Source organism: Isoptericola sp. Y541, from assembly GCF_059445465.1.
Map to the genome: position 1 here is coordinate 791,419 of NZ_JCAIUJ010000001.1, position 22,877 is coordinate 814,295.

Sequence of the window (22,877 nt, forward strand, 5' to 3'; positions counted from 1 at the left end):
CCCACAGCGATGTCATGTGGGGCGTCACAGGATCTCCCCGCTTCCTCTCGGCCGGGCTCACCGGGGCACGATGCGGCGCGCACACCGCCGTCCTAGGCTGTGAGGGACGCCCGTGGCCGACGCCGAGCCCGCGGCGCGCGGCTCGTGTGCCGGCGGTCAGCGGGCGTCGGACCGACGACCCCCGACCTGGACGCGACGCCCCGTGACCTCTCCCTCCCCCTCCCGCACGCCGGACCCCGCCGGCCAGAGCACCGACACCTCCGCAGCCCCCAGGGACGAGCCCGTCAAGGCTCGGCTCTCGCTCACGCAGGTCCTGGCGAGCGGCCTCGCGGCGGTGAGCGCCACCGTCCTCCTGTCGTTCTTCGGCGCCGCCGGGACCATCATCGGGGCCGGCCTGGCGAGCGCCGTCACGGTGATCGGCAACTTCCTCTACACGCGCTCGATCGAGAAGACGCAGGAGCAGCTGAAGCCCGTCGTCAACCAGATCGTGGCGCGCGGCGTCGTGCCGGCGGGGGCGCGCTCGCGCTCGACCATCACGATCCCGCTCGACGGCGGCCAGGGACAGGCAGGCGAAGACGCGACGACGCCCCTTGCCCGCGTCGAGCCCACCGCCGAGCCCACCGCCGAGCCCACCGTCGAGCGCCGCTCCGTCAGCGCGCTGCGGGAGGACCCGGTCACGACGACGGCGCCCCTCGGCGCCCTTCCCGGCGAGGTGTCCCCCACCGAGGTGCTTCCTGCCGAGGACGCTCTGGCCGAGAACCTTCTGGCAAAGGGTGTGGCTACCGGCGACGAGCAGCCCACCAACGCCTGGCTGCGCCTCGTGGAGCGGCACGGCAGGGCGAAGGTCCTGACGGTATCGGCCCTCGCGCTGTTCGTCGTGGTCATGGGCGTGGTGCTGGTCGTCGAGCTCGTGATCGGCAAGCCGCTCTCCGACGCGGTGCGCGGGCAGGAGGGCTCCGGCACCACCATCAGCCGGGGCACCACGGACACGCCCGACGACTCGACCACCGTTCCGACCAGCCCGACGGACGACCCGGCGAACGTGCCGGACGACGACTCCGGCCGCGGCACCGGGGACGGCTCCTCGACCGGCCCGACCGACGACCCCACCGACCAGCCGACCGACGGGTCCACGCCCACGGAGGGCACCGACGGGTCAGGCGACACGTCGACGGGCGGGGACACCGGCGGCACGGACGGCAGCACCGGAGACAACGGCGACACCGGCGGCTCGACGGACGACGACACCGAAGACGACACGACCGGCGGCTCGGACGGCTCCGGGAGATCCGGTGAAGACACCGGCGGCACCGGCTCGGACACAGGATCCGGCACGGACACCGGGTCGGGCACGGACACCGGGTCGGGCTCGAGCAACGGGAGCGCCGAGCAGGCCCCCGCGCCGACCTCCTGAAACCACCCCTCAAACGCCGAACAGGCGGTTGCTGTCGCTATGCCGTCCGAGGACGCGCCATAGCGACAGCAACCGCCTGTTCGGCGGCACGGGCGCGGAAGGAGCTCAGCCGAGGACGGCCTTGAGGAACTCCTGCGTGCGCTCGTGCTTCGGGTTGGTGAACATCGTCTCGGGGTCCGCCTCCTCGACGATCTTGCCGTGGTCGAACATCAGCACCCGGTTGGACACCTCGCGGGCGAACTGCATCTCGTGCGTGACCAGCAGCATCGTGATGTCCGTGTTCTGGGCGATCTCGCGGAGCACGCCGAGCACGTCGGCGACGATCTCCGGGTCGAGGGCCGAGGTGACCTCGTCGAGCAGCAGGATCTCCGGGTCCATCGCGAGCGCACGGGCGATCGCGACGCGCTGCTGCTGACCCCCGGACAGCTGGTTCGTGTTGAAGTCCCGTTTCTCGGACATGCCGACCTGCTCGAGGAGCTGCTCGGCGCGCTCGATGGCGTCCTTCTTCGACTTGCCCAGCACGTGGATCGGCGCCTCGGTGATGTTCTCCAGCACCGTCATGTTCGGGAACAGGTTGAACTGCTGGAACACCATCCCCACGCGCTTGCGCACCACCCGGCGGCGCTTCTCGGGGATCTCGACCCACTTGTCACCGCGGTACTCGTGCGTGTATGGGTCCCCGTCGATGAGGATGAGCCCCCCGTTCGCCTCCTCGAGGGTCATGAGGAGGCGCAGGATCGTCGTCTTGCCGGACCCCGACGGGCCGATGAGCGTCACGCGGTCGCCCTGCGCGACGCTGAAGTTCAGCTTGTCGAGCACGACGTTGTCGCCGAAGCGCTTGACGACGTCCTTGAACTCGATGGCGGGCGCGTCGCCCGGGGCGGTAGTCATGGTCTGGCTCCCAGCGGAGGTTTTCGGGTCAGGCAAAGCGGATCTCCATCCGTCGCACGAGCAGCGACGTCGGGTAGCTCACGATAAGGAAGAGCAGGCCCACCATCGTCAGCGGCTCGACGTAGGAGAACGTGTTGGCGCCGAAGTTCTGCGCGGCCTGGTACATCTCGACCACGGTGATCGCGAAGAGGAACGGGGTCTCCTTGAACATGGAGACCGCATAGTTCCCCAGGCCCGGCAGGGTCTTGCGGATCGCCTGCGGCAGGATGATCGCGAACCAGGTCCGCGACTTCGGAAGGTTGAGCGCCGTGGCTGCCTCCCACTGACCCGCCGGCACCGCCTCGATGCCGGCGCGGTACACCTCGGACATATAGGTGGCGTAGTGCACGCCGAGCACACCGAACCCGATGACGAGCGGCGGGATGTCGACCAGCAGCAGCCATACGAACACGAGCTGCACCAGCAGTGGCGTCATGCGGATGAAGTCGACGACGAACCGCAGCGGTCCACGGATCCACCGGGTCGGCGCCCGCATCGCCAGGGCGATGAAGAGCCCCAGGATCGAGGCGATCACCATGCCCACGACCGTCGCCTCGATGGTGACGACCAGTCCGCGAAGGAGCTCGGGCAGGACCTCCCAGGCCGTCTCCCAGTTCCAGAGGCTGTCCTCGTTCATGCCACGCCTCCCTTCACGCGGACGATCTCGGTCGGGACGCCCGGCTTCAGGCCGAACACGTCACGCAGCCGCGGCCGGGTGCCGCGGCCGAGGCGACGCTTGGCCTGCTCCTCGAGCCAGTTCATTCCCCAGGTGAGGACGTAGGCGATCACGAAGTAGATGATGAGACCGCAGCCGAAGCTGAAGAACGTGTCCCGCGTGCTGCGCTGGAGCTCGTCGGTCCACCAGTACACGTCGTGCAGAGTGATGTAGTAGGCCAGCGCCGAGCCCTTGAGCAGCTGGATCAGCAGGTTCGCCAGCTGGGGGATCATCAACGCCCAGGCCTGTGGGAAGACCACACGACGCACCTTGTGGAACCAGCCCAGGTTGAGGGCCGTCGCGGCCTCCCACTGCCCGGACGGGACGGACGCGATGGAGCCTCGCACCACCTCGGCGCCGTAGGCCCCGTAGTTGAGGCCGAGGGCGACGATGGCGACCGCGAGCGCCTCCATCTTGAAGCCGAACTGCGGCAGGACGTAGAAGATCCAGAAGATCTGGACCACCAAGGACGTGCCCCGGAAGAACTCGATCACGACTCGGGACGGCCCGCGCACCCAGAGCGACCGGGTGCGCGACCCGAAGCCCAGGACGAGCGCGACGGTCATCGCGAGGACGGCGCCGCCGAGCGTCATCTCGAGGGTGACGACGACGGCGCTGCCGAGGTTGGGAAGACGATCGATCAGTGTCTGGATGTCATCCGACATGCGGTCAGGAATCCAGCCCCAGCTCGTCCTGGATGGCCTTCAGGTCGCCCTCGCAGAGCATCTCGGTAGTCAGGCCCTCCGGCGGGAACTCCGCCTCCGTGAAGCCGAACGGCTCCATGATCTCGAGCCACTTCTCCTTGTCGCCCGTGATCTTGGCGAGCTCCTCGTTGTAGGCGTCGAGCAGCTCGGTGTCGCCCTTGCGGAAGACCTCGGAGCCGGCGCCGATCTGCGGCACGCCGTCGATCGTGGCGACGAACGCGTCGGTAGCCTCGACGGGCTCGTCGGTGCTCTCGGCAAGCGCACGGATCGAGATCCCGGTGAGCGCGAACGCGTCGGCACGGCCCGTCACGACGGCGTTCAGGCCGTCGGTCGAGTCGCCGACCGTGATCGTCTTGACGCCCGTGTCCTTGGCGTAGCCGTCCTCGATCGCGCCGCTGGTGACGGCGAGGGTGAGGCCGGAGTCCTCCACCGACTGCCAGTCGGTCAGGTTGTCGGGGTTGCCCTCGGGCACGAGGAACGCCGTCGTGTACATGATCGTCGGCTCGGCGAAGGCCGCCTGCTCGCAGCGCTCCGGCAGGATCGACATGCCCGCAGAGACCGTGTCGTAGCGGTCGGCGTTGAGCCCGGGGATGAGTGAGTTCCACTCGGTCTGGATGCCTTGGACGTCGTCGACACCGAGCGCCCCGAAGATCTCCTTGTCGAGGGCGATGGTCGCGCCGGTGAGCTCGCCGTCTTCCTCGTAGCTGTAGGGCTGCTCGCCGTTGAATGCGACGTTGACCGTCCCGGCGTCCTGGATCTTCTGCAGGGTCGAGCCTTCGCCGTCGCCCGAGCCGCCTTCGTCGACGCTCGAGCAGGCGGCCAGTGCGGTCATGGTGAGAACGGAGCCGGCGGCAAGGAACGCTCGGCGACGCTTCGTGGTCCTGGTGGACGGCACGATGTCTCCCTTCCGTGGTCCGACGTCGGGATCCGTCGCCGGATCCGTCGTCAGGGCCTGGGGTACGTGGACGATCGGACACGGTAGCGCCGATGTTGCTGGTGCGACAATCTACGTGTCCGGCTGTCGGATTGTCTACAATCGCTCCGTGCGGCCGGAGTACACCCTCCGATCGCGCAACGCCGCAGGTCAGCGAAGTGCGGCCGCGATCGGCCGGTCGTGTCACGGGCGTGTCAGAGCCTCGACAGGACTGCGTCACAGTCTGGTCACGATCTGGTTCGTGGCCGGATCGCGAGATGATATGCCGGCTCGGGACACACGCCCCGGGCCTCGCGGAAGGAGAGCAGATGACCGCGTCGTCACGGGTCCCCGTCGGCAGCGCACCCCACCTGTCGCCGGTGACACGACCGTCGACGGTCGACCTCATCACTGTCGAGCTGCGCAACGCCGTCTACTCGGGCGCGCTGCCGGTGGGGTCGCCGATCCGCGAGGTCGAGATGTCGAGCCAGCTCGGCGTCAGCCGGGGCCCGTTCCGCGAGGCCGCGCAACGCCTCGTCCAGGAGGGGCTCCTGCGGTCGACCCCCGGCCGGGGGCTCAGCGTGAAGCGGGTCGGGGCGGACCGGGTCCGCGCCCTGTACGAGGCGCGCACCGTCGTCGAGACGTCCGCCGCCCGCCTCGCCGTCGAGCACGCGACCGCGGCGCAGGTCGCGGCCGTCCGTGCCGCGCACGACGCCCTCGTCGGCGCGGAGCGCGACGAGGACGCCCGGCGCGTGGGCGACACCGACCTCAACGTGCACTGGACCCTCGTCGCCGCCGCCGGGAACCCGTGGCTGCTGCGCTGGATGACGACGCTCATCGTGGAGGTCCGCATCGCGACCTTCACCCTCAGCGAGGACTACGCCGTGCGCAAGGACGCCGCCGAGTCGCACGTCGACCTGGTCGAGTGCCTCGAGGCCCGGGACGCCGACGGCCTCGTCGCCGCGATCCGCGCCAACCTCGACGACGCCGTCGTCCGCCTGCTCGCGCCCGAGACGGTCGAGGTCGAGACGTTCGACGAGCCGCGCCCCGCCCCTCCCCCCCGGCTCGAGCCCATCACGCCCACGTTCCCCGAGCCCTGAGTGTTGTGAGTTGGTCTGGCCCTGTTTCGCCCCCGGAACAGGGCCAGACGCACTCACAACCCGGCACGGCGGGCGAGCTGCGCCTGCCGCTCGCGCTCGTAGTCCTCGGCACGCCACGACGTCTGCCCGCCGACGACGATCGCCGCGACGCTGCCGTCGCCCTCCCGCAGCACCTCCACCGGCTCCCCCACCGGCCCGAAGCCGTCGTGCAGCTCCGGGCGCAGCACCTCGCCGTCGATCGTCACCGGCTCCGCCCCGGCGAACGGGTCGGCCTGCGCCGGATCGATCAGCCACAGCCGCCCGCCCAGGCGCACGACGTCCGTCAGGCCCCAGAGGTTGGCGAAGCGACCCGTCCAGCGGTCGAGCTCGGCAGGGTCCGGACCGGCGTCGGGACCGGTGTCGCGGGCGTCGATGGCCGCCACCACCAGGGCGAACAGGCCCGTCGCGACGGCGTCCGCCGGGCCGTCCACGGCGTTCGTCAGCACCGAGACGACGACCCGTCCGGCGGGATCGGCCCAGGTGCGGCTGAGCTGCCCGGGGAAGCCCCCGGAGTGCCCGACCACCCGCCGGCCGGCGATCTCGCGCGTCTCGAACCCCAGGCCGTAGCGCCGCAGCCGGTCGTGCGGACGGTCGATCACGGACTCGTCGCGCTGCAGCAGCCGCCGGGTCTCCGGCCGCAGCAGGTCGGACCCGTCGAGGTGCGCGGCGAACCACCGCACCAGGTCGCCCGCCGTCGAGCAGAAGCCCGTCGCGGGGGCGAGCGCGCCGGTCGTCGCGGATGCCACGGGCAGGCGCCCGTCATCGGAGACGCCCCGCGCGGAGTGACCCACGACCGCGAGGGCGTCGCCGTCCAGCTCGGGCGACGTGCTGCCCAGCCCGAGCGGTCCGAGGAGGTCGGCGTGCACGTGCGCCGCGAACGACGCGCCCGTGACCGCCTCGACCACGAGCCCGAGCAGCCCGTAGGCGAGGTTCGAGTACTTGAACCGCTCGCCGCGCCCGAGGACCTCGCCGTCCGCGCGGACGGACGCGATCAGCGTCTCCCGGTCGGGGAACGGCGCGCCGAGCTGCAGGAAGTCGGCGTCCCGGCCGTCGCGGCGCACCCCGCCGGTGTGGCCGAGCGCCTCGCGGAGGGTCACGCGGCCGACGGCGGAGCCCGCAAGTTCCGGCAGGTGCGCCTCGAACGGGTCGTCGAGGCGCAGCGCGCCCCGCTCCGCCAGTCGCGCCACCGCCGTCGCCGTGAACGTCTTGGAGTGCGACGCGACCCGGAACACGTGGTCGGTGCGCAAGGGCTCGCCGGTGGTCACGTCCGCGACACCCCACGCGCCGTCGAGCACCACCGAGTCGTCCACCGAGTCGTCCACCGAGTCGTCGTCCACCAGGACGGCGTACTGGACGCCCGGCACTCGGGCGAACCCGGCCTGGGTCGCGACCCACGCGGCGAGGTGGTCGGTGTCGAGGAGCTCCGTGGTCATGGCGGCCACCATGCCACGGGCCGCGAGAGCGATGAGCGATGAGCGATGAGCGATGAGTCCTCCGTCGGAGGGCCGTCCTAAAGTGGTACGTGACGCACGTCACCCACGGGAGACCTTATGACCGACCCGCCCACGAACCACACCCCCGCCGGCGGGCCCGCCCGCGACGACCTCGCCGTCGACGCCCGCGGTCTCGTCAAACACTTCACCACGCGCAAGCAGGTCACCAAGGCCGTCGACGGCATCGACCTGCACATCCCCGCCGGTAGCGTCTTCGGCCTGCTGGGACCGAACGGAGCCGGCAAGACCACGGTCGTCCGCATGCTCGCCACGCTCCTGCGACCGGACGCGGGCGACGCTCGCGTGCTGGGCCACGACGTCGTGCGGGACGCCGACACCGTGCGCAGCGCCGTCGGGCTCACCGGCCAGTACGCCTCCGTGGACGAGGACCTGACCGGCACCGAGAACCTGCTCATGCTCGCCAGGCTCTACGGCTTCAAGGGTGCCGCGGCGCGGCGGCGGGTCGAGGGTCTGCTCGAGGCGTTCGGCCTCTCCGACGCCGGCCCGCGACAGGTCAAGACGTACTCCGGCGGCATGCACCGCCGGATCGACCTGGCCGCGTCCCTCGTCCTCGCGCCGCGCGTGCTCTTCCTCGACGAGCCCACCACGGGCCTGGACCCGCGCAGCCGCAACCAGGTGTGGGACATCGTGCGCGTCCTCGTCGCCGACGGCGCCACCGTGCTCCTCACCACCCAGTACCTCGAGGAGGCCGACCAGCTCGCCGACCGGATCGCCGTCATCGACCACGGCAAGGTCATCGCCGAGGGCACGTCCACCGAGCTCAAGCGGTCGGTGGGCCAGGGCGCCGTGACCATGCGCCTCGCCGACGCGTCCCAGCGGGCGGCCGCCGCGAGCGTCGTCGAGAAGGTGCTCGGCTCCGGGCCGACGCTGCCCACCGACCCCTACGCCCTGTCGGCCCGCGTGCCCGACGACGGCGCTGACGCCGTGGCGCGGCTCCTCCCGGCGCTCGGCGAGGCGGGCATCGCCGTGCCGGAGTTCACGCTCGGCCAGCCGAGCCTCGACGAGGTGTTCCTGACCATCACGGGACAGCCGCTGCCGGCCGAGGAAGACGCCGAGGCCGAGCCCGCCGACGCCCAGGAGGTGTCCCGATGACCACGTCCACGGACCCCGCCGAGATCACGACCACCACGCTGCGCGAGGCAGTGGCGCTCACGGAGCGGCCCGCCCGGCCGTCGGCCGTCGCGATGACGCTGACCTTCGGGTGGCGGGCGCTGCTGAAGATCAAGCACGTGCCCGAGCAGCTCTTCGACGTGCTCGTCTCGCCCGTGATCTTCACGCTGATGTTCACGTACCTCTTCGGCGGAGCGCTGGCGGGGTCGACGTCGGCCTACATCCAGTTCCTGCTGCCCGGCATCCTGGTGCAGACGATCGTCATCGTCACCGTGTACACCGGCTACACGCTCAACACCGACATCACCAAGGGCGTGTTCGACCGGTTCCGGTCGCTGCCGATCTGGCGGCCCGCGCCGATCGTCGGGGCGCTGCTCGGCGACACCGTGCGCTACTCGATCGCGTCGGTCATGACCATCGGGCTGGGCCTCATCATCGGGTTCCGCCCCGACGGCGGGTTCGTGGGCGTGGTCCTCGGCGTGCTGCTGCTGCTCGTCTTCGCGTTCTCGCTGAGCTGGATCTTCACGATCCTGGGCCTGCTGCTGCGCACCCCGAACGCGGTGATGGGCGTGTCGATGATGGTGCTGATGCCGCTGACGTTCGCGTCCAACATCTTCGTGGACCCCTCGACGATGCCCGCGGCCCTGCAACGCTTCGTGGACGTCAACCCCGTATCCCACCTCGTCACCGCCGTGCGCGGCCTCATGGCCGGCCAGCCCGACAGCGGCGAGATCGTCTGGGTGCTCGTCGCCGCCGTCGTCCTCACCGGCATCTTCGGCCCCATCACCATGCGCCTGTACCGCACCCGCCACTGACCCCACCCATCGTTGTGGGCGTGAGTTGGGGGCCCGTTCGACACCGAACGGGCCCCCAACTCACGCCCACAACGCNCTTTTGTGGGGGGGGGGGGTGGGGGTCTTTTTAAACACCGAATGTCCCCCCACCCCACGCCCACAACGCATCCCGCCCCCGGGCTCGTCGGATCGCGCTGCGCACGTGAGCCACGAAGTCTCGCGGGTCACGCAAGTCGTCCGCGACGATGACGATCACGGTCCAACCGAGGGCCTCGAGCGCCCGACGACGCCGGATGTCGTCGCGCCACTGCGCCTGGTCCGTCCGGTGATGGTCGCCGTCGTACTCGATCGCGATCCGGTACTGCGGATAGAGCAGGTCCACCCGCTTGACGTAGCTCCCGTCAGGCGCGCAGACGACCTCGTTGACGATGGGGCACGGAAGATTCGCGGCGACCAGGGCCAGACGGGCACGCGTCTCGGTCGGCGAGTCGGTCCCCAGGCGCATCCGCTCAATCTGCTGCCGCACCTGAACGATCCCCTTGACCTTGTACGTGCGCTCAGCGAGGGTGAGCAGCTCGGCGGGACTCGTCAATCGTCGCTTGCGACGCATCATCGCGTCTCCGAGCACGACGACGTCGTCCGGTAATCGGAGGTCCACGGCGACGTGGACGAAGGTCTGCGCCGGCGACGTGACGAGGAGACCGCCCAGCTCCGTCGTCTCGAGGAACGGCTGTCGCGACCGATGGGCAGCCACACCCTCGCGCTCCCGTTGTGGTCGGTCCTGCGGCCGAGGCGTGATCACGTGGAGGCGGTCGTCGTCCTGGATCGTCCAGGGAAGGTCGACTCCGAGCAGTCGCAGCGCCGTCGCGTGACTGAACGCCACGCCGGGATCGAGGGCAGGGAGCAACGCTCGACATCGGTCGGTCAGCCCACCGATAGACCCCGCAGGGGCACGCACACCCCGGAACGGCGCGTCGTAGGCTGCCGTCCGAAGGTGATCAGCGCTGACTCCGGCGGCGCGGGCGGCGCCAACCGCGAACGGACCGGCCGGGACACGGGGGTCGTGGGGTGGAGCGGATCGTGGCATGGACCGACGTTGACAGGACCAGCGGTGATCGTTTGAGGCTTTCCACAGGTCACCCACGGACCGAGCGGTGTGGGCGTGGGGTTTGGGGGGGCTTCTTTGGACAAAAGTGCCATAAACACAAACAAACAAAACAGAGAGGGGAGAGGGGNCGGTGTGGGCGTGATTTCGGGGACTATTCGGTCACGAATAGTCCCCGAAATCACGCCCACAACATCAGGCGGCGGGGGCGGCGGCCTCGCTCAGCTCCTCGTCGCACTTGCGTGTCACGACGAGCACCGGGCAGGCGGAGTGGTGCAGCACCGCCTGGCTGGTGGAGCCGAGCAGCAGGCCGCGGAAGCCTCCGCGCCCTCGGGAGCCGACGACGAGGAGGTCGGCCGCGGTGGAGAATTCGGTGAGGAGCTCGGCCCCCGTGCCGTCGAGCACGTGCCGCTTGATGGTGACCCCTGGGTTGGCGGCCTCCGCCCGGTCCACGGTCACGTCGAGGCCCGCCTTGACGTCGGCGAGCACCGTCTCGTGATCGATCTGCGAGGGCAGCCACGCCAGGATGCCGGCGCCGCCGCCCAGCGGGACGCCCGCCACGGCCACGAGCTCCGCGTCCCAGGCTCTCGCCTGCGCGACCGCGTGCTTCAGCGCGACCTCGGCGGACGGCGAGCCGTCGACGCCCACCACGATCCGCCGTACCTCGTGCACGGCGTCACCGTCCCGGCGGTTCGCCGCGTCGGTGCTCGCGCCGTCGGTGCCCCGGTAGGGCACGACGACCGTCGGGCAGTGAGCGTGCGCCGGCAGCGCGGACGAGACGGTGCCGAGCAGCCGTTCCGTGAACCCGCCCCTGCCGCGCGTGCCCACGACGGCCAGGGCGTGCTCGCGGGACATCTCGACCAGCACTCCCGCGGCGTCCCCGGTCGCGACCGTGCCCGTCACCGGCACGCCGGCCGCGGCGACACGTTCCTCGGCCTCGGCGAGCACCGCCTTGGCCCCCTCCTGGATCGCCGTGTCGTCGAGCGCCGCATATCCGCCGTCGAGCGACGCCGCCGTGAACGACGGCAACGAGTAGCTACACACCACGTGCAGCCCCCACCCCACGCGCCGCGCGTACGCGGCGGCCCAGTCGAGGGCATGCAGGCTGGCTGCAGAACCATCGACACCTACCAGGACGACCTCAGGCCGTGTCATCTTGCGCCTCCTGTCCGCTGGCGAGGAGCCCCGCCCTCGTCGTCGAGGGTGGCTCGTTCAAGCCTAGCGAAAGGATGGCGCAAGGGACAGCAAAGCGCGGGAGAAACACCCGACCCCCGGGCTCATGGAGCACCGGGGGTCGGGGCGCTGGTGTGCGGCGCACGCCGCGAGCCGTCAGAGCACCCGCAGGTACACGGACTCCGACTCGGACTGCCACATCGAGTGGTAGCCCGTCTCCCAACCGATGGGGCGCGAGGCCTCGACGACCATTCCGTCACCCGCGTAGATGCCGATGTGGCCCGGGCTCCAGATGAGGTCGCCCGCACGCAGCTCGGAGGCCGAGATCTGCGTTCCGGCGTAGCGCTGGTCGGACGACGTGCGGGGCAGGTCGACGCCGAGCTGGCTGTAGACGTAGGAGGTGAGGCCCGAGCAGTCGAAGCCGGACGGGCTGGACCCGCCGACGACGTACGGGGTACCGATGTAGCGCTTGGCGATCGACACCGCCTGCTCGCCGAGCGACGAACTCGAGGACGTCTCCGCCTCCGGCTCAGCCGCCGGTGCCTCGGTGCGCTCGGACGACCGCGACACGGTCTCCGTCGCGGCGCGTTCCTCGACGACGGGCTCCGGCTCCGGCTGGGGTGCCGGGGTGATCTTGGCCCCGGAGATGGCCTTCTTGCTGACGGTCTCGACGTCGACCTTGGCCTTCGCCTCGACGGTGACGACGGGCGCGGCCTCGAGGGCCTCACGGGCCTGGTCGCTCAGGGCGCCCAGATCGACGGTGCTGAGCTTCTTGGACGTGTCATGGTCGACCGGAGCCGCCTGCGCAGCACTCGCGCTGGCGAAGGTCGAGACGAGCAGACCACCGGCAGCTGCGGCGACGGCGGCACGACGGCCGGTCGTCGAAGAGCTGACGCTCTGGACCAGCCCGTCGAACGGACGGCGCGCGGCACGGTGCCGGGCGCGCGTGGTACGTGCGTTCACGTTTCCCTCTCCTGTCGCCTACGAAGTCAGCTGTCGGGTTCGGGTGGGAGAAATCACCCGGCCGCACGAATCAAGATCCGTGCGGCTTCACCCCAAGGACACCGTGTCTGGTGCCCGGAAGTGGGTCCCCCGCCCCTGCCATGGGTTCAAGGTCCTCGACCGGCGGCAGGGCTCGGCGTTCCGGTCGAGACTCGACAGATGACCGCCGAGTGGTTGAACCGTAGCGGACGCAGACGGCGATGTCACGTTCCGATCACGGGCCCCTGTGGATGAGGCGCGTCACACAATGTCCGTGTAGGTCAGAGGGTTCCCAGACACGACGACGCCCCGCCGCGCTGGTGCGCGACGGGGCATGGTCGGAACGCGACGGACGGACTCAGCCGACGCGGATGAACGTGGGGTTCGACTGCCAGATCGCCCGGTACTTCACGACGTCGCCCGGCTTTGGGGCGTCGATCTGCATGCCGCCGCCGGCGTAGATCGCGACGTGGCCCGGCGTCCAGATGAGGTCGCCCGCCTGTGCCTCGGAGGCCGAGACGACCGTGCCGGCGGAGCGCTGGGCCGACGCCGTGCGCGGCAGGCCGATGCCCACCTGCGCGAAGACATACTGCGTCAGGCCGGAGCAGTCGAAGCCCGACGGGCTGCTGCCGCCCGTGATGTAGGGGACGCCCACATAGCGCATCGCGATCGAGACGACCGACGAACCGTTCGCCGAGGCCGGCGCCTCGACGGCGGTGCGCTCCTCGGAACGGGATGCGGCGGCCTCCGTGGTGGAATCCGTGGTGGAACCGGTCGCCTCGTCGGACGCGGTCGTGTCTGCCACGACCTCCTCGACGACGGGCTCCGGCACGGGCGCCGGCGTGATCTCGGCCCCGGAGATGACCTGCTTGGTGACCTTCTCGACGTCGACCTTCGCCTTGGCGTCGACGGTGACGACGGGCGCGGCTTCGAGGGCCTCTCGTGCCTGGTCGGTCAGCGCGCCGAGGTCGACGGTGCTGAGCTTGTTGGCGGCGTCGTGGTCGACCGGGGCGGCCTGCGCGGCGCCCGCGCCGGCGAAGGTCGAGACCAGGAGGCCACCGGCGGCTGCGACGACGGCCGCACGGCGAGCGCCGGCGCCCTTCGGGGCGGCCAGGGCAATCGGACGTCGGGCGGCGTGATGCCGGCCGCGAGTCGTACGTGCGGTCACGTGTCTACCTCTCCATCGCCTGCGAGGTCAGCTGTCGGGTTCGGGTGGGAGAAACACCCGGCCGCCCGGACCCGGTCATCGGATCCGTTCGACTTCACCCCGAGGGCGTCATGATCGACGCCCGGAAGTGGGTCCCCCGCTCCTGCCGTGCGGATGTCCGTGGAGCTCGGCCGGTGGCAGGGTTCGGCGTCCGGTCGAGCGCCCGCTGGATAACTCCGGCGAGCGACCACGACCGTACCGGATGACCCCGGCGATGTCACGCTGCAGTCACGAAGTGGCGTGCCGACCCGATTCGGCGGTCCACGCCCTGGTCAGCGGCTCGCGACGAACAGGTGCTTGGCCAGCTCCTCCGGGAGCTCCAGCACGATGTTGGAACCCTCGACCTCGACCGTGACATCGTCCCCCGCCGTGCGCGCCGTGATCTGCGCCCCCGGCACGAGCCCCGACTCGGAGAGCCGCGCCAGCAGCTCGATGTCCACCTGCAGCGGCTCGGCGATCCGCTGCAGCACCAGGTCCAGGCCGTCGCCGGCCTCCCCGGGCCGGCCGGCCGCGAGCACCGCCGGCAGGGACTGCACGCCCTCGAGGAACGGGACGTCCTGGTACTGCTCCCCCAGCTCCGACAGCCCCGGGATCGGGTTGCCGTACGGGTCGATGTGTGGGTGGTCGAGCAGTGTCACGAGGCGCTTCTCGACGAGGTCGCTCATGACGTGCTCCCAGCGGCACGCCTCGGTGTGCACCTGCTCCCAGTCGAGCTTGATGACGTCGGTGAGCAGCCGCTCCGCGAGCCGGTGCTTGCGCATCACCCGGGTGGCCTTGGCCTGGCCCGCCTCGGTGAGCTCGAGGTGCCGGTCGCCGGTGACGACGACGAGCCCGTCGCGCTCCATGCGTGCGACCGTCTGCGACACCGTGGGCCCCGAGTGCCCCAGGCGTTCCGCGATCCGGGCACGGAGCGGCGGGATGCCCTCCTCACCGAGCTCGTAGATCGTCTTGAGGTACATCTCCGTGGTGTCGATCAGGTCGGTCACGTCAGCTCCTGTCGTTCGGCGCGGCCTAGTCTATTCGCACGCGTGGGCGCAGGCGGGTCGCGCGTGGCGCCGTCGTGCGCGTGCCCCGCGCCATCCTGCCCTGTCCCACCGACAACCCGCCTCCCGCCCGGAACCGGAGACTCGATGCCCGCCGTGCCGACCCACACCATCCCCTCGTCGCTGCTGCCCGCGGACGGGCGCTTCGGCTCCGGCCCGTCCAAGGTGCGCGCCGCGCAGGTGGCCGCGCTCGCCGCGGCCGGCGACCCGGCATCGCCGCTGCTCGGCACGTCGCACCGCCAGCCGCCGGTCAAGGACCTGGTGCGCCGCGTGCGGCGAGGCGTGGCCGAGCTCTTCGACCTGCCCGACGGGTATGAGGTGGCGCTCGGCAACGGCGGTGCGACGGCGTTCTGGGACGTCGCGACGGCGAGCCTGGTGCGCCGGCGCGCCCAGCACGCCGTCTTCGGCGAGTTCGGCGGCAAGTTCGCGGCCAGCACCCGCGGCGCCCCCTTCCTCGAGACCTCGCAGGTCGTCGAGGCCGCGCCCGGCACGGTCGCACGTCTCGCCACGTCGAGAGGAACGGCCGAGGGCGTGGACGTCTACGCGACCCCGCACAACGAGACCTCGACAGGCGCGATGGCGCCGGTGCGACAGGTGCAGGACGCGCGCTCCGCCGGGGCCCTGCTGCTCGTCGACGCGACGTCGGGCGCGGGCGGGCTGCCCGTCGACGTCGGCGACACGGACGTCTACTACTTCGGCCCGCAGAAGGTCTTCGCGGCCGAGGGCGGCCTGTGGCTCGCGGTCTGCTCGCCCGCCGCGGTGGAGCGCGCCGAGGAGGTGGAGGCAACCGCCGGGCGTGAGAGCGGCCGCTGGGTGCCCGAGTTCCTCTCGCTGACCACCGCCCTCACCAACTCCCGCGCCGACCAGACCCTCAACACGCCCGCCGTCTCGACGCTCGTGCTGCTCGCCGAGCAGGTCGAGTGGCTGCTGGGCCGGGGCGGGCTCGCATGGTCGACAGCGCGGTGCGCCGAGTCCGCGGGCGTGCTGTACGACTGGGCCGGAGCGCGGGACTGGGCGACGCCGTTCGTCGCCGACCCCGCGGAGCGCTCGACCGTCGTCGCGACCATCGACCTCGACGACGCGATCGACGCCGTTGCCGTGATTCGGGTGCTGCGGGAGAACGGCATCCTGGACGTGTTCCCCTACCGCAAGCTCGGCCGCAACCAGCTGCGGGTCGGCGTCTTCCCCGCCGTCGAGCCGGACGACGTGCGCGCCCTCACCGCCTGCGTCGACCACGTGGTCGAGCACCTCGGCTGAGGCCGCCACACGGCGCGAGACCCTCTGCGGACGGGTTGCATCGTCGCTGGTCAGCACCCACGTTTCACCCTCTAGGTCACGAACTGGTAACGTGCCGCCTCGTCACAAAACGGACGAGGAGGCCAAGGATCGTACTGCCTGAGATGCACCATTTCACCTATGGGGTCATGACCCCTGTGCTGGCGTACGTCGCGTCGACCGTGGGAGCGGCCACCGGCTTGTCCGCGACGTCCCGCGCTCGCGTGGCGAAGGACGCGAAGTCCCGATCCGTCTGGCTGCTCGTGGGCGCGCTCGCGATCGGCGGCACGGGCGTCTGGGTCATGCACTTCGTCGCGATGCTCGGCTTCACCGTCACAGGGATGCCGATCCAGTACGACGTGCCACGCACCGTCGTCAGTGCCCTCGTCGCGATAGCAGTGGTCGCGATCGGGCTGTTCCTCGTCGGGTTCGGCGGCAACCGGCCGCTGTGGCTGATCCCGGGCGGCATCGTGGCCGGGCTGGGCGTCGCGGCGATGCACTACATGGGCATGGCCGCCATGGAGATGACCGGGCACCTGCAGTTCTCGCTGCCGATCGTGGCGGCGTCGGTGCTCATCGCGATCGTGGCCGCGACCGTGGCGCTGTGGTTGTGCACGCACGTGCGCGGCGCCCGCGCGACGGCGGGGGCCGCCCTCATCATGGGCCTCGCGGTCAGCGGCATGCACTACACCGGCATGGCCGCGCTCACCGTCACCGGCAAAGGCGGGGAGGCCCCGGGGGGCACCAGCGCGATCGACCTGCTCGGCCCGCTGATCTTCGGCATCGTGGCACTGACCGTGGCCCTGATCTTCGTGGTGGTCATGTGGCCCACGGAGTCCGAGATGCGCGACCAGCAGGAGTTCGAGGCCAGGCAGCGCCGCCGGTCGCGCGGCGCCCGCGGCGAGCCGGTCACCCGCCACGCGTCCCGGCACGAGACGGCCGGTCCGCGGCACTGACGGCGCGACACCGACGGTCAGGCCGAGGCCACCCGCTCGGCGTCGGCGCGGGTCAGCTCTCGCCGCACGCCGTCCCGGGTGGTGACGCCCTCGCTCGTCGCGCTCCTGTGCACCTCACGGTCGAGGTAGACGACGTCGAGGTGCGGCCGGCTCAGCACGCGGTAGCGCACCCGCAGGTGCCAGCGGCGCACGGCCCAGACCGTCGCCCCCGACGCCACGAGGAACGTGGCGATCGAGCCGACGAGGATTGACCAGCGCGGCCCCCAGGCCTCGCCGATCCAGCCGACGACCGGTGCGCCGATCGGCGTCGCGCCCTGGAAGATCATCACGTAGAGGGCCATGACGCGCCCGCGCATCACGGGGTCGGTGGAGATCTGGAGCGCGCTGTTCGCCGCCGTCATCATCGTGAGCGACGCCAGGCCTACGGGGATGCAGGCCACGACGAACGACGAGTAGGTGGGCATGAGGCCCAGCACGCCGGTGGTGACGGCGAACGCGAAGGCGGCCCCGATGACCAGCCGCACCCGCGGCCGGTCCCGTCGGGCCGCGAGAAGCGCCCCCGCCAGCGACCCGATCGCCAGCACCGAGCCGAGGATGCCGTACTCGCTCGCACCCCGGCCGAACTCGACGCGCGCCATGAGCGCGGACGTGAGCTGGAAGTTCAGACCGAACGTAGAGACCACGAACATCACGACCATGATCACGACGATGTCGCTGCGCCGCCGCACGTACCGCACGCCCTCGAGGATCTGCCCCTTGGCCCGTGGAGCGGCCGGCTGGGGTCGCAGCTCGCGCACGCGCATGTAGCCGAGGGCGATGATCGTCGCAGCGAACGTGACGCCGTTGATGAGGAAGACCCATCCGGTTCCGACAGCAGCGATCAGCAGCCCGGCGACGCCCGGGCCGATGAGGCGGGCAGCGTTGAACGACGCGCTGTTCAGCCCGACGGCGTTGGACAGCTTGTCGGCCGGCACCATGTCGGCGACGAAGGTCTGGCGGGCGGGGCTGTCGAGGGCGGAGACGACGCCGAGCAGCAGCGCGAACACGTAGACGTGCCAGAGCTCCGCCTTCCCGGAGAGCACGAGCGCGCCGAGTCCGAGCGCGAGCACGCCCATGCCGCCCTGCGTGGCCATGAGGAGCCGGCGGCGCGGCAGGCGGTCGGCCAGCACACCGGCCCACGGGGACAGCAGCAGGAAGGGCACGAACTGCAGGGCGGTGGTGATGCCGACCGCGACCCCGGAGTTGTCGGACAGGTCGGTGAGGACGATCCAGTCCTGCGCGACGCGCTGCATCCAGGTGCCGACGTTGGCGACCAGGGCAGCCCCGAACCAGATGCGGTAGTTGGTGTACCTGAGGGAGGAGAAGGTGGCGCTCATCGGGCGAGGCTCCGAATGTGTTCGTCGCTCGCGGGTGCCACGGGTCTCCTCCTCCTGGGGATGGGTGTCTCCCGGAGCAACGGACTATCGAATCGCTCTATTCCTCGCCTGAGGGTGACGCTCCCCACGCCACCAGGGACCCGGTCAGGCGGGTGCAGAAATGATGGCGGCCGCGTGGCGCGGGCCATGGCCATGATTCTCTCCAGAAGAAATTATGATCCAGGTCGAGGATCCACATGAGCTTCACTTTCGGCCCGGACCCCGTCACAGCCGCGGTGACAGCAGCCACCACCAACGAACGTGCGGCTCAAGCACTCGCTGGCGAGTGTGCTTGCATGTCGAACACTCCAGGAGGAGGCGCACTCATCGTGGGTGTGCCGACGACGTGGCGTGGCTGGAACGCATCGACGACCGCCGCGCCCGCTTCGACCTCCGCTGGCTCATGGCACTTCATTTGCTGACGCAACAGGGCTGGTTCGACGTCGAGAGCCTGGCGCCGTTTCTCCGAGTCTCGCCGCCCGAGAGCGAGTCGGTGATCCACGAGCTGAATGACGCGAGGGTCGATATGGAGCCGCTCATCGGCATGGTCGACGGCGTATCAGGTCCACCGAGCTCGGATCTCTCGTCGGCGCGGCCCCGAGCAACGTCGGCGGCGTGCTCCGCTCGCTCGAGGACGAGGGCGCCCTCGAACCCTCGCGCGAGAATCGGCGAGGTGCGGGGTTTTACTACCGCTTCGCCGATCCTCCTCGATAACTTGTCAGCGCCGGCGGAGCACACGCGTCACCTTCGACCGAGGGCGCGGTACTGCCAGCCCGCCGCCTGCCACTCCCCGCGGCTCAGGGCGTTGCGCCCGTCGAGCACGGTGCGCTGCGCCACGAGCATCCCGACCCGCTCGGGGTCCAGCTCGCGGTACTGGCGCCACTCCGTGAGCACAAGAACGGCGTCCGCGCCGGCGAGCGCGCCCTCGAGGTCCTGGTCGTAGCGCAGCCCCGGCTGCTTGGCGCGCGCGTTGTCGATCGCCTGCGGGTCGTGCACGGTGACGACGGCGCCCAGCTCCGCCAGGTGGACGGCGACGTCCAGGGCCGGGGAGTCGCGCACGTCGTCGCTGTCCGGCTTGAACGCGGCGCCGAGCACCGTGACCTCGGCGCCCTCGACCATGCCGCCGAGCACCTCGACGGCCAGGTCGACCATCCGGGCACGACGGCGCGTGTTGATCGTGTCGACCTCGCCGAGGAACGCGACGGCGTCGCCCGCGCCGAGCTCGTCGGCGCGGGCCATGAAGGCGCGGATGTCCTTGGGCAGGCATCCGCCCCCGAAGCCGAGGCCGGCGTTGAGGAACCGGCGTCCGATGCGGGCGTCGTGGCCGATCGCGTCCGCCAGCTGCGTGACGTCGCCGCCGGCGACCTCGCACAGCTCCGCCATCGCGTTGATGAAGGAGATCTTGGTGGCCAGGAACGAGTTCGCCGCGACCTTGACCAGCTCCGCCGTCGGGTAGTCCGTGACGATGCGCGGGACCTCCTCGCCCAGGAGGTCGGCGTACACCGCGTCCAGCGCGGCCGCGGCCCGCTCCCCCGCTTCGCCGTCCGGCACCCCGTAGACAAGGCGGTCGGGGTGCAGCGTGTCCTGTACCGCGAAGCCCTCGCGGAGGAACTCCGGGTTCCAGGCGAGCACGGCGTCCGGCTGCGCGTCGGCCAGACCTGCGGCGAGGCGCACGGCCGTCCCCACCGGGACCGTGGACTTGCCCGCCACGACCTCGCCCGGCCCGACGTGCGCCCCGAGCGCCGCGAACGCGGCGTCGACGTACGAGAGGTCGGCCGCGTTGCTGTCCGCGCGCTGCGGCGTGCCCACGCAGACGAAGTGCACCTCGGCCCCCGCCACGGCGGCCATGTCGGTGGTCGCCGTGAGCCGCCCGGTGGCCGCGACCTCGGACAGCAGCTCGTCCAGGCCCGGCTCGAAGAACGGCGCCTTGCCCGCCGCGAGCGCCGCCACCCGGTCCGCGTCGACGTCGACCCCCACGACGTCGTGGCCCAGCCGCGCCATGCTCGCGGCATGCACCGCACCGAGGTAACCCAGGCCGACCACTGAGATCTTCACGAGTCCACTGCCCTTCGTCGAGCGCCGATGCTCGACGCTAGCGCCTCCCGTGCGCTCCGGCCCGGGAGACACGGCCGGCCGGACGCCCCTGCGTGAGGTTCATCCGGCCGGTCGTCGCGGTCGTCGGGTCAGAGACCCAGCACCTGCCGGATGGGGTCGAGCGTGAAGTACACGAGGAACATGGCGGCGGCGATCCACATCAGCGCGTGGATCTGCCGCACCTTGCCGAGCGCAAGCTTGATGATCACGAAGGCGATGAACCCGGCGCCGATGCCGTCCGCGATGGAGTACGTGAACGGCATGAGGATGATCGTGAGGAACGCCGGGATGGCGATCTCCACGTTGCGCCACGAGATGCCGGCCACCTGGGCCATCATCAGGTAGCCCACGAAGACGAGGGCGGGCGCCGCCGCCTCGTAGGGCACGAGCGCCACGACGGGCGACAGGAAGGTCGCGAGCAGGAACGCCACGCCGGTCACGACGGCAGCGAGGCCGGTGCGTGCGCCGGCGCCCACGCCCGTCGTCGACTCCACGTACGCGGTGTTGGACGACGTGCTGCCCATGCCGCCGGCGATGGCGGCCACGGAGTCCGCGACGAGGATGGCGCGGGTGCGGGGCGGGTTGCCCTCCTTGTCGAGCAGCTTGCCCTCGGCGCCCACGGCGACCATGGTGCCCATCGTGTCGAAGAAATCGGCGATGAGCAGCGAGAACACGATCAGGACCACGGAGACCGCGGCGATGTTCTGGAACGACCCCAGCAGCGAGAACTGACCGAGCAGGCCGAGGTCGGGCGTCGTGACCACGCCGCTGAACGTGGGTGCGTTGAGGTTGAACCCGTTCGGGTTGCCCTCGGCCTTGGTGCCGATGTGCAGCGTGTTCTCCAGCACCACCGCGAGCGCCGTCGCCGTGATGATCGCGACCAGCATGGCGCCGCGCACCTTGCGCACGAACAGCACGATCGTGAGCACGAGGCCCACGACGAACACGAGGATCGGCCACGTGCCGAGGTTGCCGAGCTGCAGGACGGTGCCCTCGCCGGCCTCGACGAACCCGGCGTTGACCAGGCCGACGAGCGCGATGAACATGCCGATGCCCACGCTGATCGCCGTCTTGAGCTCCACCGGGACGGCCTTGAACACGGCCTCCCGGAACCCGGTGAGCACGAGGATCAGGATGATGACGCCCTCGATGACGACGAGCCCCATCGCGTCGGCCCACGTGACGTTCGGCAGGCCCGCGATCGAGTACGCGACGACGGCGTTGAGGCCCAGCCCCGCCGCCAGACCGAGGGGATAGTTCGCCCCGACGCCCATGATGATCGTGACGACCCCGGCCACCAGCGCGGTCGCGGCCGCGACCATGCCCAGCGTCTCGGGCGTCGCCTCGGCGCCGCCGCCGAGCACCTGGCCCGTGCCGTCCTGCACCGTGCCGATGATCAGCGGGTTGAGGACGATGATGTAGCTCATCGCGAAGAAGGTCACCAGGCCGCCGCGGATCTCCGACCCGATGGTCGAGCCTCGCTCGGTGATCTTGAAGAATCGGTCGATCGCGCTCAGCTCGCTGGAGGGCGGAGCGGTGGTCTGGTTCGGCATGGGCAGAATCATGGCAGATCGTGTGAAGGCAACCCGGCGGCGTCGCCGCACCGTGACGACGTATTCACACGCGCGACGCACATCCTCGCAGGTCGCGACGCTGCCCCCTGATCATTACCCGGGACGCACGTCACTCGGCGAGGAAGATCTGGACGCACACCATCCGGGGCCCTTCGGCCTCCTCGCCGTCCTGCTCGCACGCGACCGCGCCGCGCACGAACTCCGGGTTCCGGATGTTCGCCGCGTGCCCCGCCGACGCGAGCCACGCCGCCACCACCTCCTCCGGCGGCTCGCTCGCCCGCGACAGGTTCTCCGCGGCCAGGGCGACGCCGCACGCCTCCAGCACGTCGTCCAGCGGACGGTGGGTGAGCTCGTCCTCCCCGACCAGCTGCTCCGCGCGTCCCGCCGCCGCGCGCGCCGCGCAGTCGTCGTGGGCCAGCGGGTCGAGGCCGTCGCCCGTGCGTGCGTCGTTCACACCGTCTTCCAGGAGGGCGGCGTACTCGTCCCGGGGAACCGCGACGGACGTGGACGGCCGCGGGGCAGCGGACGATCCCGTCCCGTCCGGGGCATCACCGCCGGGCCCGCAGCCCGCGAGCATCCCGACCACGACAGACAGGGCCGGTGCGAGCGCCGCACTGGCCCCGCGGGACGGTGAGATGCGCACGAGCTCACCTCCCGTCCCTGTCCGAAGCCGTGGTGACGGTCGACGTCCGCCGACATTACTCCGGTGCTGCGAAGGGGGCTGCCCGTTGCCGGCAGTTCTCGCGCCGACACCATATGAGCTGTGGTCACGGCCGCGTACGTGGTCGAACTCCGGCCCGGGCGCTATCGCGTTTCGGGAG

Annotated in this window: 20 protein-coding genes and 2 riboswitches; of the genes, 6 read left to right on the forward strand and 14 right to left on the reverse strand. The window is 70.9% G+C overall.

The window, feature by feature from the left end; all coding sequences use genetic code 11:
- The first annotated feature begins 202 nt into the window (after positions 1-202).
- Positions 203-1,414, forward strand: a complete 1,212-nt coding sequence (locus AC1C2V_RS03575; RefSeq protein WP_495388182.1) for a hypothetical protein — start codon at positions 203-205, stop codon at positions 1,412-1,414.
- Positions 1,415-1,519: 105 nt separating this feature from the next.
- Here AC1C2V_RS03575 and ehuA read toward each other — a convergent pair whose 3' ends face one another.
- The 4 genes from ehuA to ehuB are packed head-to-tail and all read right to left on the reverse strand — an operon-like array spanning position 1,520 to position 4,595.
- Positions 1,520-2,305 (reverse strand): ectoine/hydroxyectoine ABC transporter ATP-binding protein EhuA, encoded by a 786-nt coding sequence (gene ehuA / locus AC1C2V_RS03580; RefSeq protein ID WP_495388183.1) that lies wholly within the window; start codon positions 2,303-2,305, stop codon positions 1,520-1,522.
- Positions 2,306-2,333: 28 nt separating this feature from the next.
- Entirely contained in the window at positions 2,334-2,981 is a 648-nt protein-coding gene (gene ehuD / locus AC1C2V_RS03585) for an ectoine/hydroxyectoine ABC transporter permease subunit EhuD (protein WP_495388184.1), read from the reverse strand.
- Positions 2,978-3,724 (reverse strand): ectoine/hydroxyectoine ABC transporter permease subunit EhuC, encoded by a 747-nt coding sequence (gene ehuC / locus AC1C2V_RS03590; RefSeq protein WP_495388185.1) that lies wholly within the window; start codon positions 3,722-3,724, stop codon positions 2,978-2,980. Before ehuC ends, ehuD begins: the two co-directional genes overlap by 4 nt.
- Positions 3,725-3,728: 4 nt before the next feature.
- Complete coding sequence (ehuB, locus tag AC1C2V_RS03595) at positions 3,729-4,595, reverse strand: ectoine/hydroxyectoine ABC transporter substrate-binding protein EhuB (RefSeq protein WP_495388186.1); 867 nt, start codon at positions 4,593-4,595, stop codon at positions 3,729-3,731.
- A gap of 410 nt (positions 4,596-5,005) precedes the next feature.
- Between ehuB and AC1C2V_RS03600 the strand changes: the two genes are divergently transcribed.
- A complete protein-coding gene (locus AC1C2V_RS03600) occupies positions 5,006-5,776 on the forward strand; it encodes a GntR family transcriptional regulator (RefSeq protein WP_495388187.1) in 771 nt (256 codons plus the stop codon).
- Between the two features lie 53 nt (positions 5,777-5,829).
- Here AC1C2V_RS03600 and AC1C2V_RS03605 read toward each other — a convergent pair whose 3' ends face one another.
- Positions 5,830-7,248: a serine hydrolase domain-containing protein gene (locus AC1C2V_RS03605; protein WP_495388188.1), complete on the reverse strand. Its 1,419-nt coding sequence runs from the start codon at positions 7,246-7,248 to the stop codon at positions 5,830-5,832.
- Between the two features lie 117 nt (positions 7,249-7,365).
- On the opposite strand from AC1C2V_RS03605, the gene AC1C2V_RS03610 reads away from it, so the two are divergent.
- Both AC1C2V_RS03610 and AC1C2V_RS03615 read left to right on the forward strand, forming a co-directional pair.
- Entirely contained in the window at positions 7,366-8,421 is a 1,056-nt protein-coding gene (locus AC1C2V_RS03610; protein WP_495388189.1) for an ATP-binding cassette domain-containing protein, read from the forward strand.
- The gene (locus AC1C2V_RS03615; protein ID WP_495388190.1) at positions 8,418-9,254 is read left to right on the forward strand and encodes an ABC transporter permease; all 837 of its coding nucleotides are present in this window, start codon (positions 8,418-8,420) and stop codon (positions 9,252-9,254) included. Before AC1C2V_RS03610 ends, AC1C2V_RS03615 begins: the two co-directional genes overlap by 4 nt.
- Before the next feature lie 106 nt (positions 9,255-9,360).
- On the opposite strand, the gene AC1C2V_RS03620 is transcribed toward AC1C2V_RS03615, so the two are convergent.
- From AC1C2V_RS03620 to AC1C2V_RS03640, 5 genes are all read right to left on the reverse strand, one after another.
- On the reverse strand, positions 9,361-10,320 hold the full coding sequence (locus AC1C2V_RS03620; RefSeq protein WP_495388191.1) for a DUF559 domain-containing protein: 960 nt from the start codon (positions 10,318-10,320) through the stop codon (positions 9,361-9,363).
- Positions 10,321-10,533: 213 nt separating this feature from the next.
- Positions 10,534-11,493, reverse strand: coding sequence for a universal stress protein (locus AC1C2V_RS03625; RefSeq protein ID WP_495388192.1), 960 nt, complete (start codon positions 11,491-11,493; stop codon positions 10,534-10,536).
- A 174-nt stretch (positions 11,494-11,667) separates the two neighbouring features.
- Positions 11,668-12,474, reverse strand: a complete 807-nt coding sequence (locus AC1C2V_RS03630; RefSeq protein WP_495388193.1) for a C40 family peptidase — start codon at positions 12,472-12,474, stop codon at positions 11,668-11,670.
- Between the two features lies 1 nt (position 12,475).
- Positions 12,476-12,636: riboswitch (cyclic di-AMP (ydaO/yuaA leader) on the reverse strand.
- A 214-nt stretch (positions 12,637-12,850) separates the two neighbouring features.
- Positions 12,851-13,660 carry a C40 family peptidase gene (locus AC1C2V_RS03635; protein ID WP_495388194.1) on the reverse strand — a complete coding sequence of 270 codons (810 nt, stop codon included), beginning with the start codon at positions 13,658-13,660 and terminating at the stop codon, positions 12,851-12,853.
- Position 13,661: 1 nt separating this feature from the next.
- A riboswitch (cyclic di-AMP (ydaO/yuaA leader) is annotated at positions 13,662-13,842 on the reverse strand.
- 129 nt (positions 13,843-13,971) lie between these two features.
- Entirely contained in the window at positions 13,972-14,685 is a 714-nt protein-coding gene (locus AC1C2V_RS03640; protein ID WP_495388195.1) for an iron-dependent transcriptional repressor DtxR, read from the reverse strand.
- 144 nt (positions 14,686-14,829) lie between these two features.
- Here AC1C2V_RS03640 and serC point away from each other — a divergent pair, with 144 nt between their 5' ends.
- Both serC and AC1C2V_RS03650 read left to right on the forward strand, forming a co-directional pair.
- Positions 14,830-15,999, forward strand: a complete 1,170-nt coding sequence (serC, locus tag AC1C2V_RS03645; protein WP_495388196.1) for a phosphoserine transaminase — start codon at positions 14,830-14,832, stop codon at positions 15,997-15,999.
- 167 nt (positions 16,000-16,166) lie between these two features.
- The gene (locus tag AC1C2V_RS03650) at positions 16,167-16,973 is read left to right on the forward strand and encodes an MHYT domain-containing protein (RefSeq protein WP_495388197.1); all 807 of its coding nucleotides are present in this window, start codon (positions 16,167-16,169) and stop codon (positions 16,971-16,973) included.
- Between the two features lie 17 nt (positions 16,974-16,990).
- Here the strand turns inward: AC1C2V_RS03650 and AC1C2V_RS03655 are convergent, their stop codons facing one another.
- The 4 genes from AC1C2V_RS03655 to AC1C2V_RS03670 all read right to left on the reverse strand — a co-directional run bounded on the left by AC1C2V_RS03655 (position 16,991) and on the right by AC1C2V_RS03670 (position 22,699).
- Complete coding sequence (locus AC1C2V_RS03655) at positions 16,991-18,349, reverse strand: MFS transporter (protein ID WP_495388198.1); 1,359 nt, start codon at positions 18,347-18,349, stop codon at positions 16,991-16,993.
- 780 nt (positions 18,350-19,129) lie between these two features.
- Positions 19,130-20,443: a UDP-glucose dehydrogenase family protein gene (locus tag AC1C2V_RS03660; protein WP_495388199.1), complete on the reverse strand. Its 1,314-nt coding sequence runs from the start codon at positions 20,441-20,443 to the stop codon at positions 19,130-19,132.
- Between the two features lie 128 nt (positions 20,444-20,571).
- Complete coding sequence (locus tag AC1C2V_RS03665) at positions 20,572-22,035, reverse strand: NCS2 family permease (RefSeq protein ID WP_495388200.1); 1,464 nt, start codon at positions 22,033-22,035, stop codon at positions 20,572-20,574.
- A gap of 130 nt (positions 22,036-22,165) precedes the next feature.
- Complete coding sequence (locus AC1C2V_RS03670; protein ID WP_495388201.1) at positions 22,166-22,699, reverse strand: CAP domain-containing protein; 534 nt, start codon at positions 22,697-22,699, stop codon at positions 22,166-22,168.
- Positions 22,700-22,877: the final 178 nt, after the last annotated feature.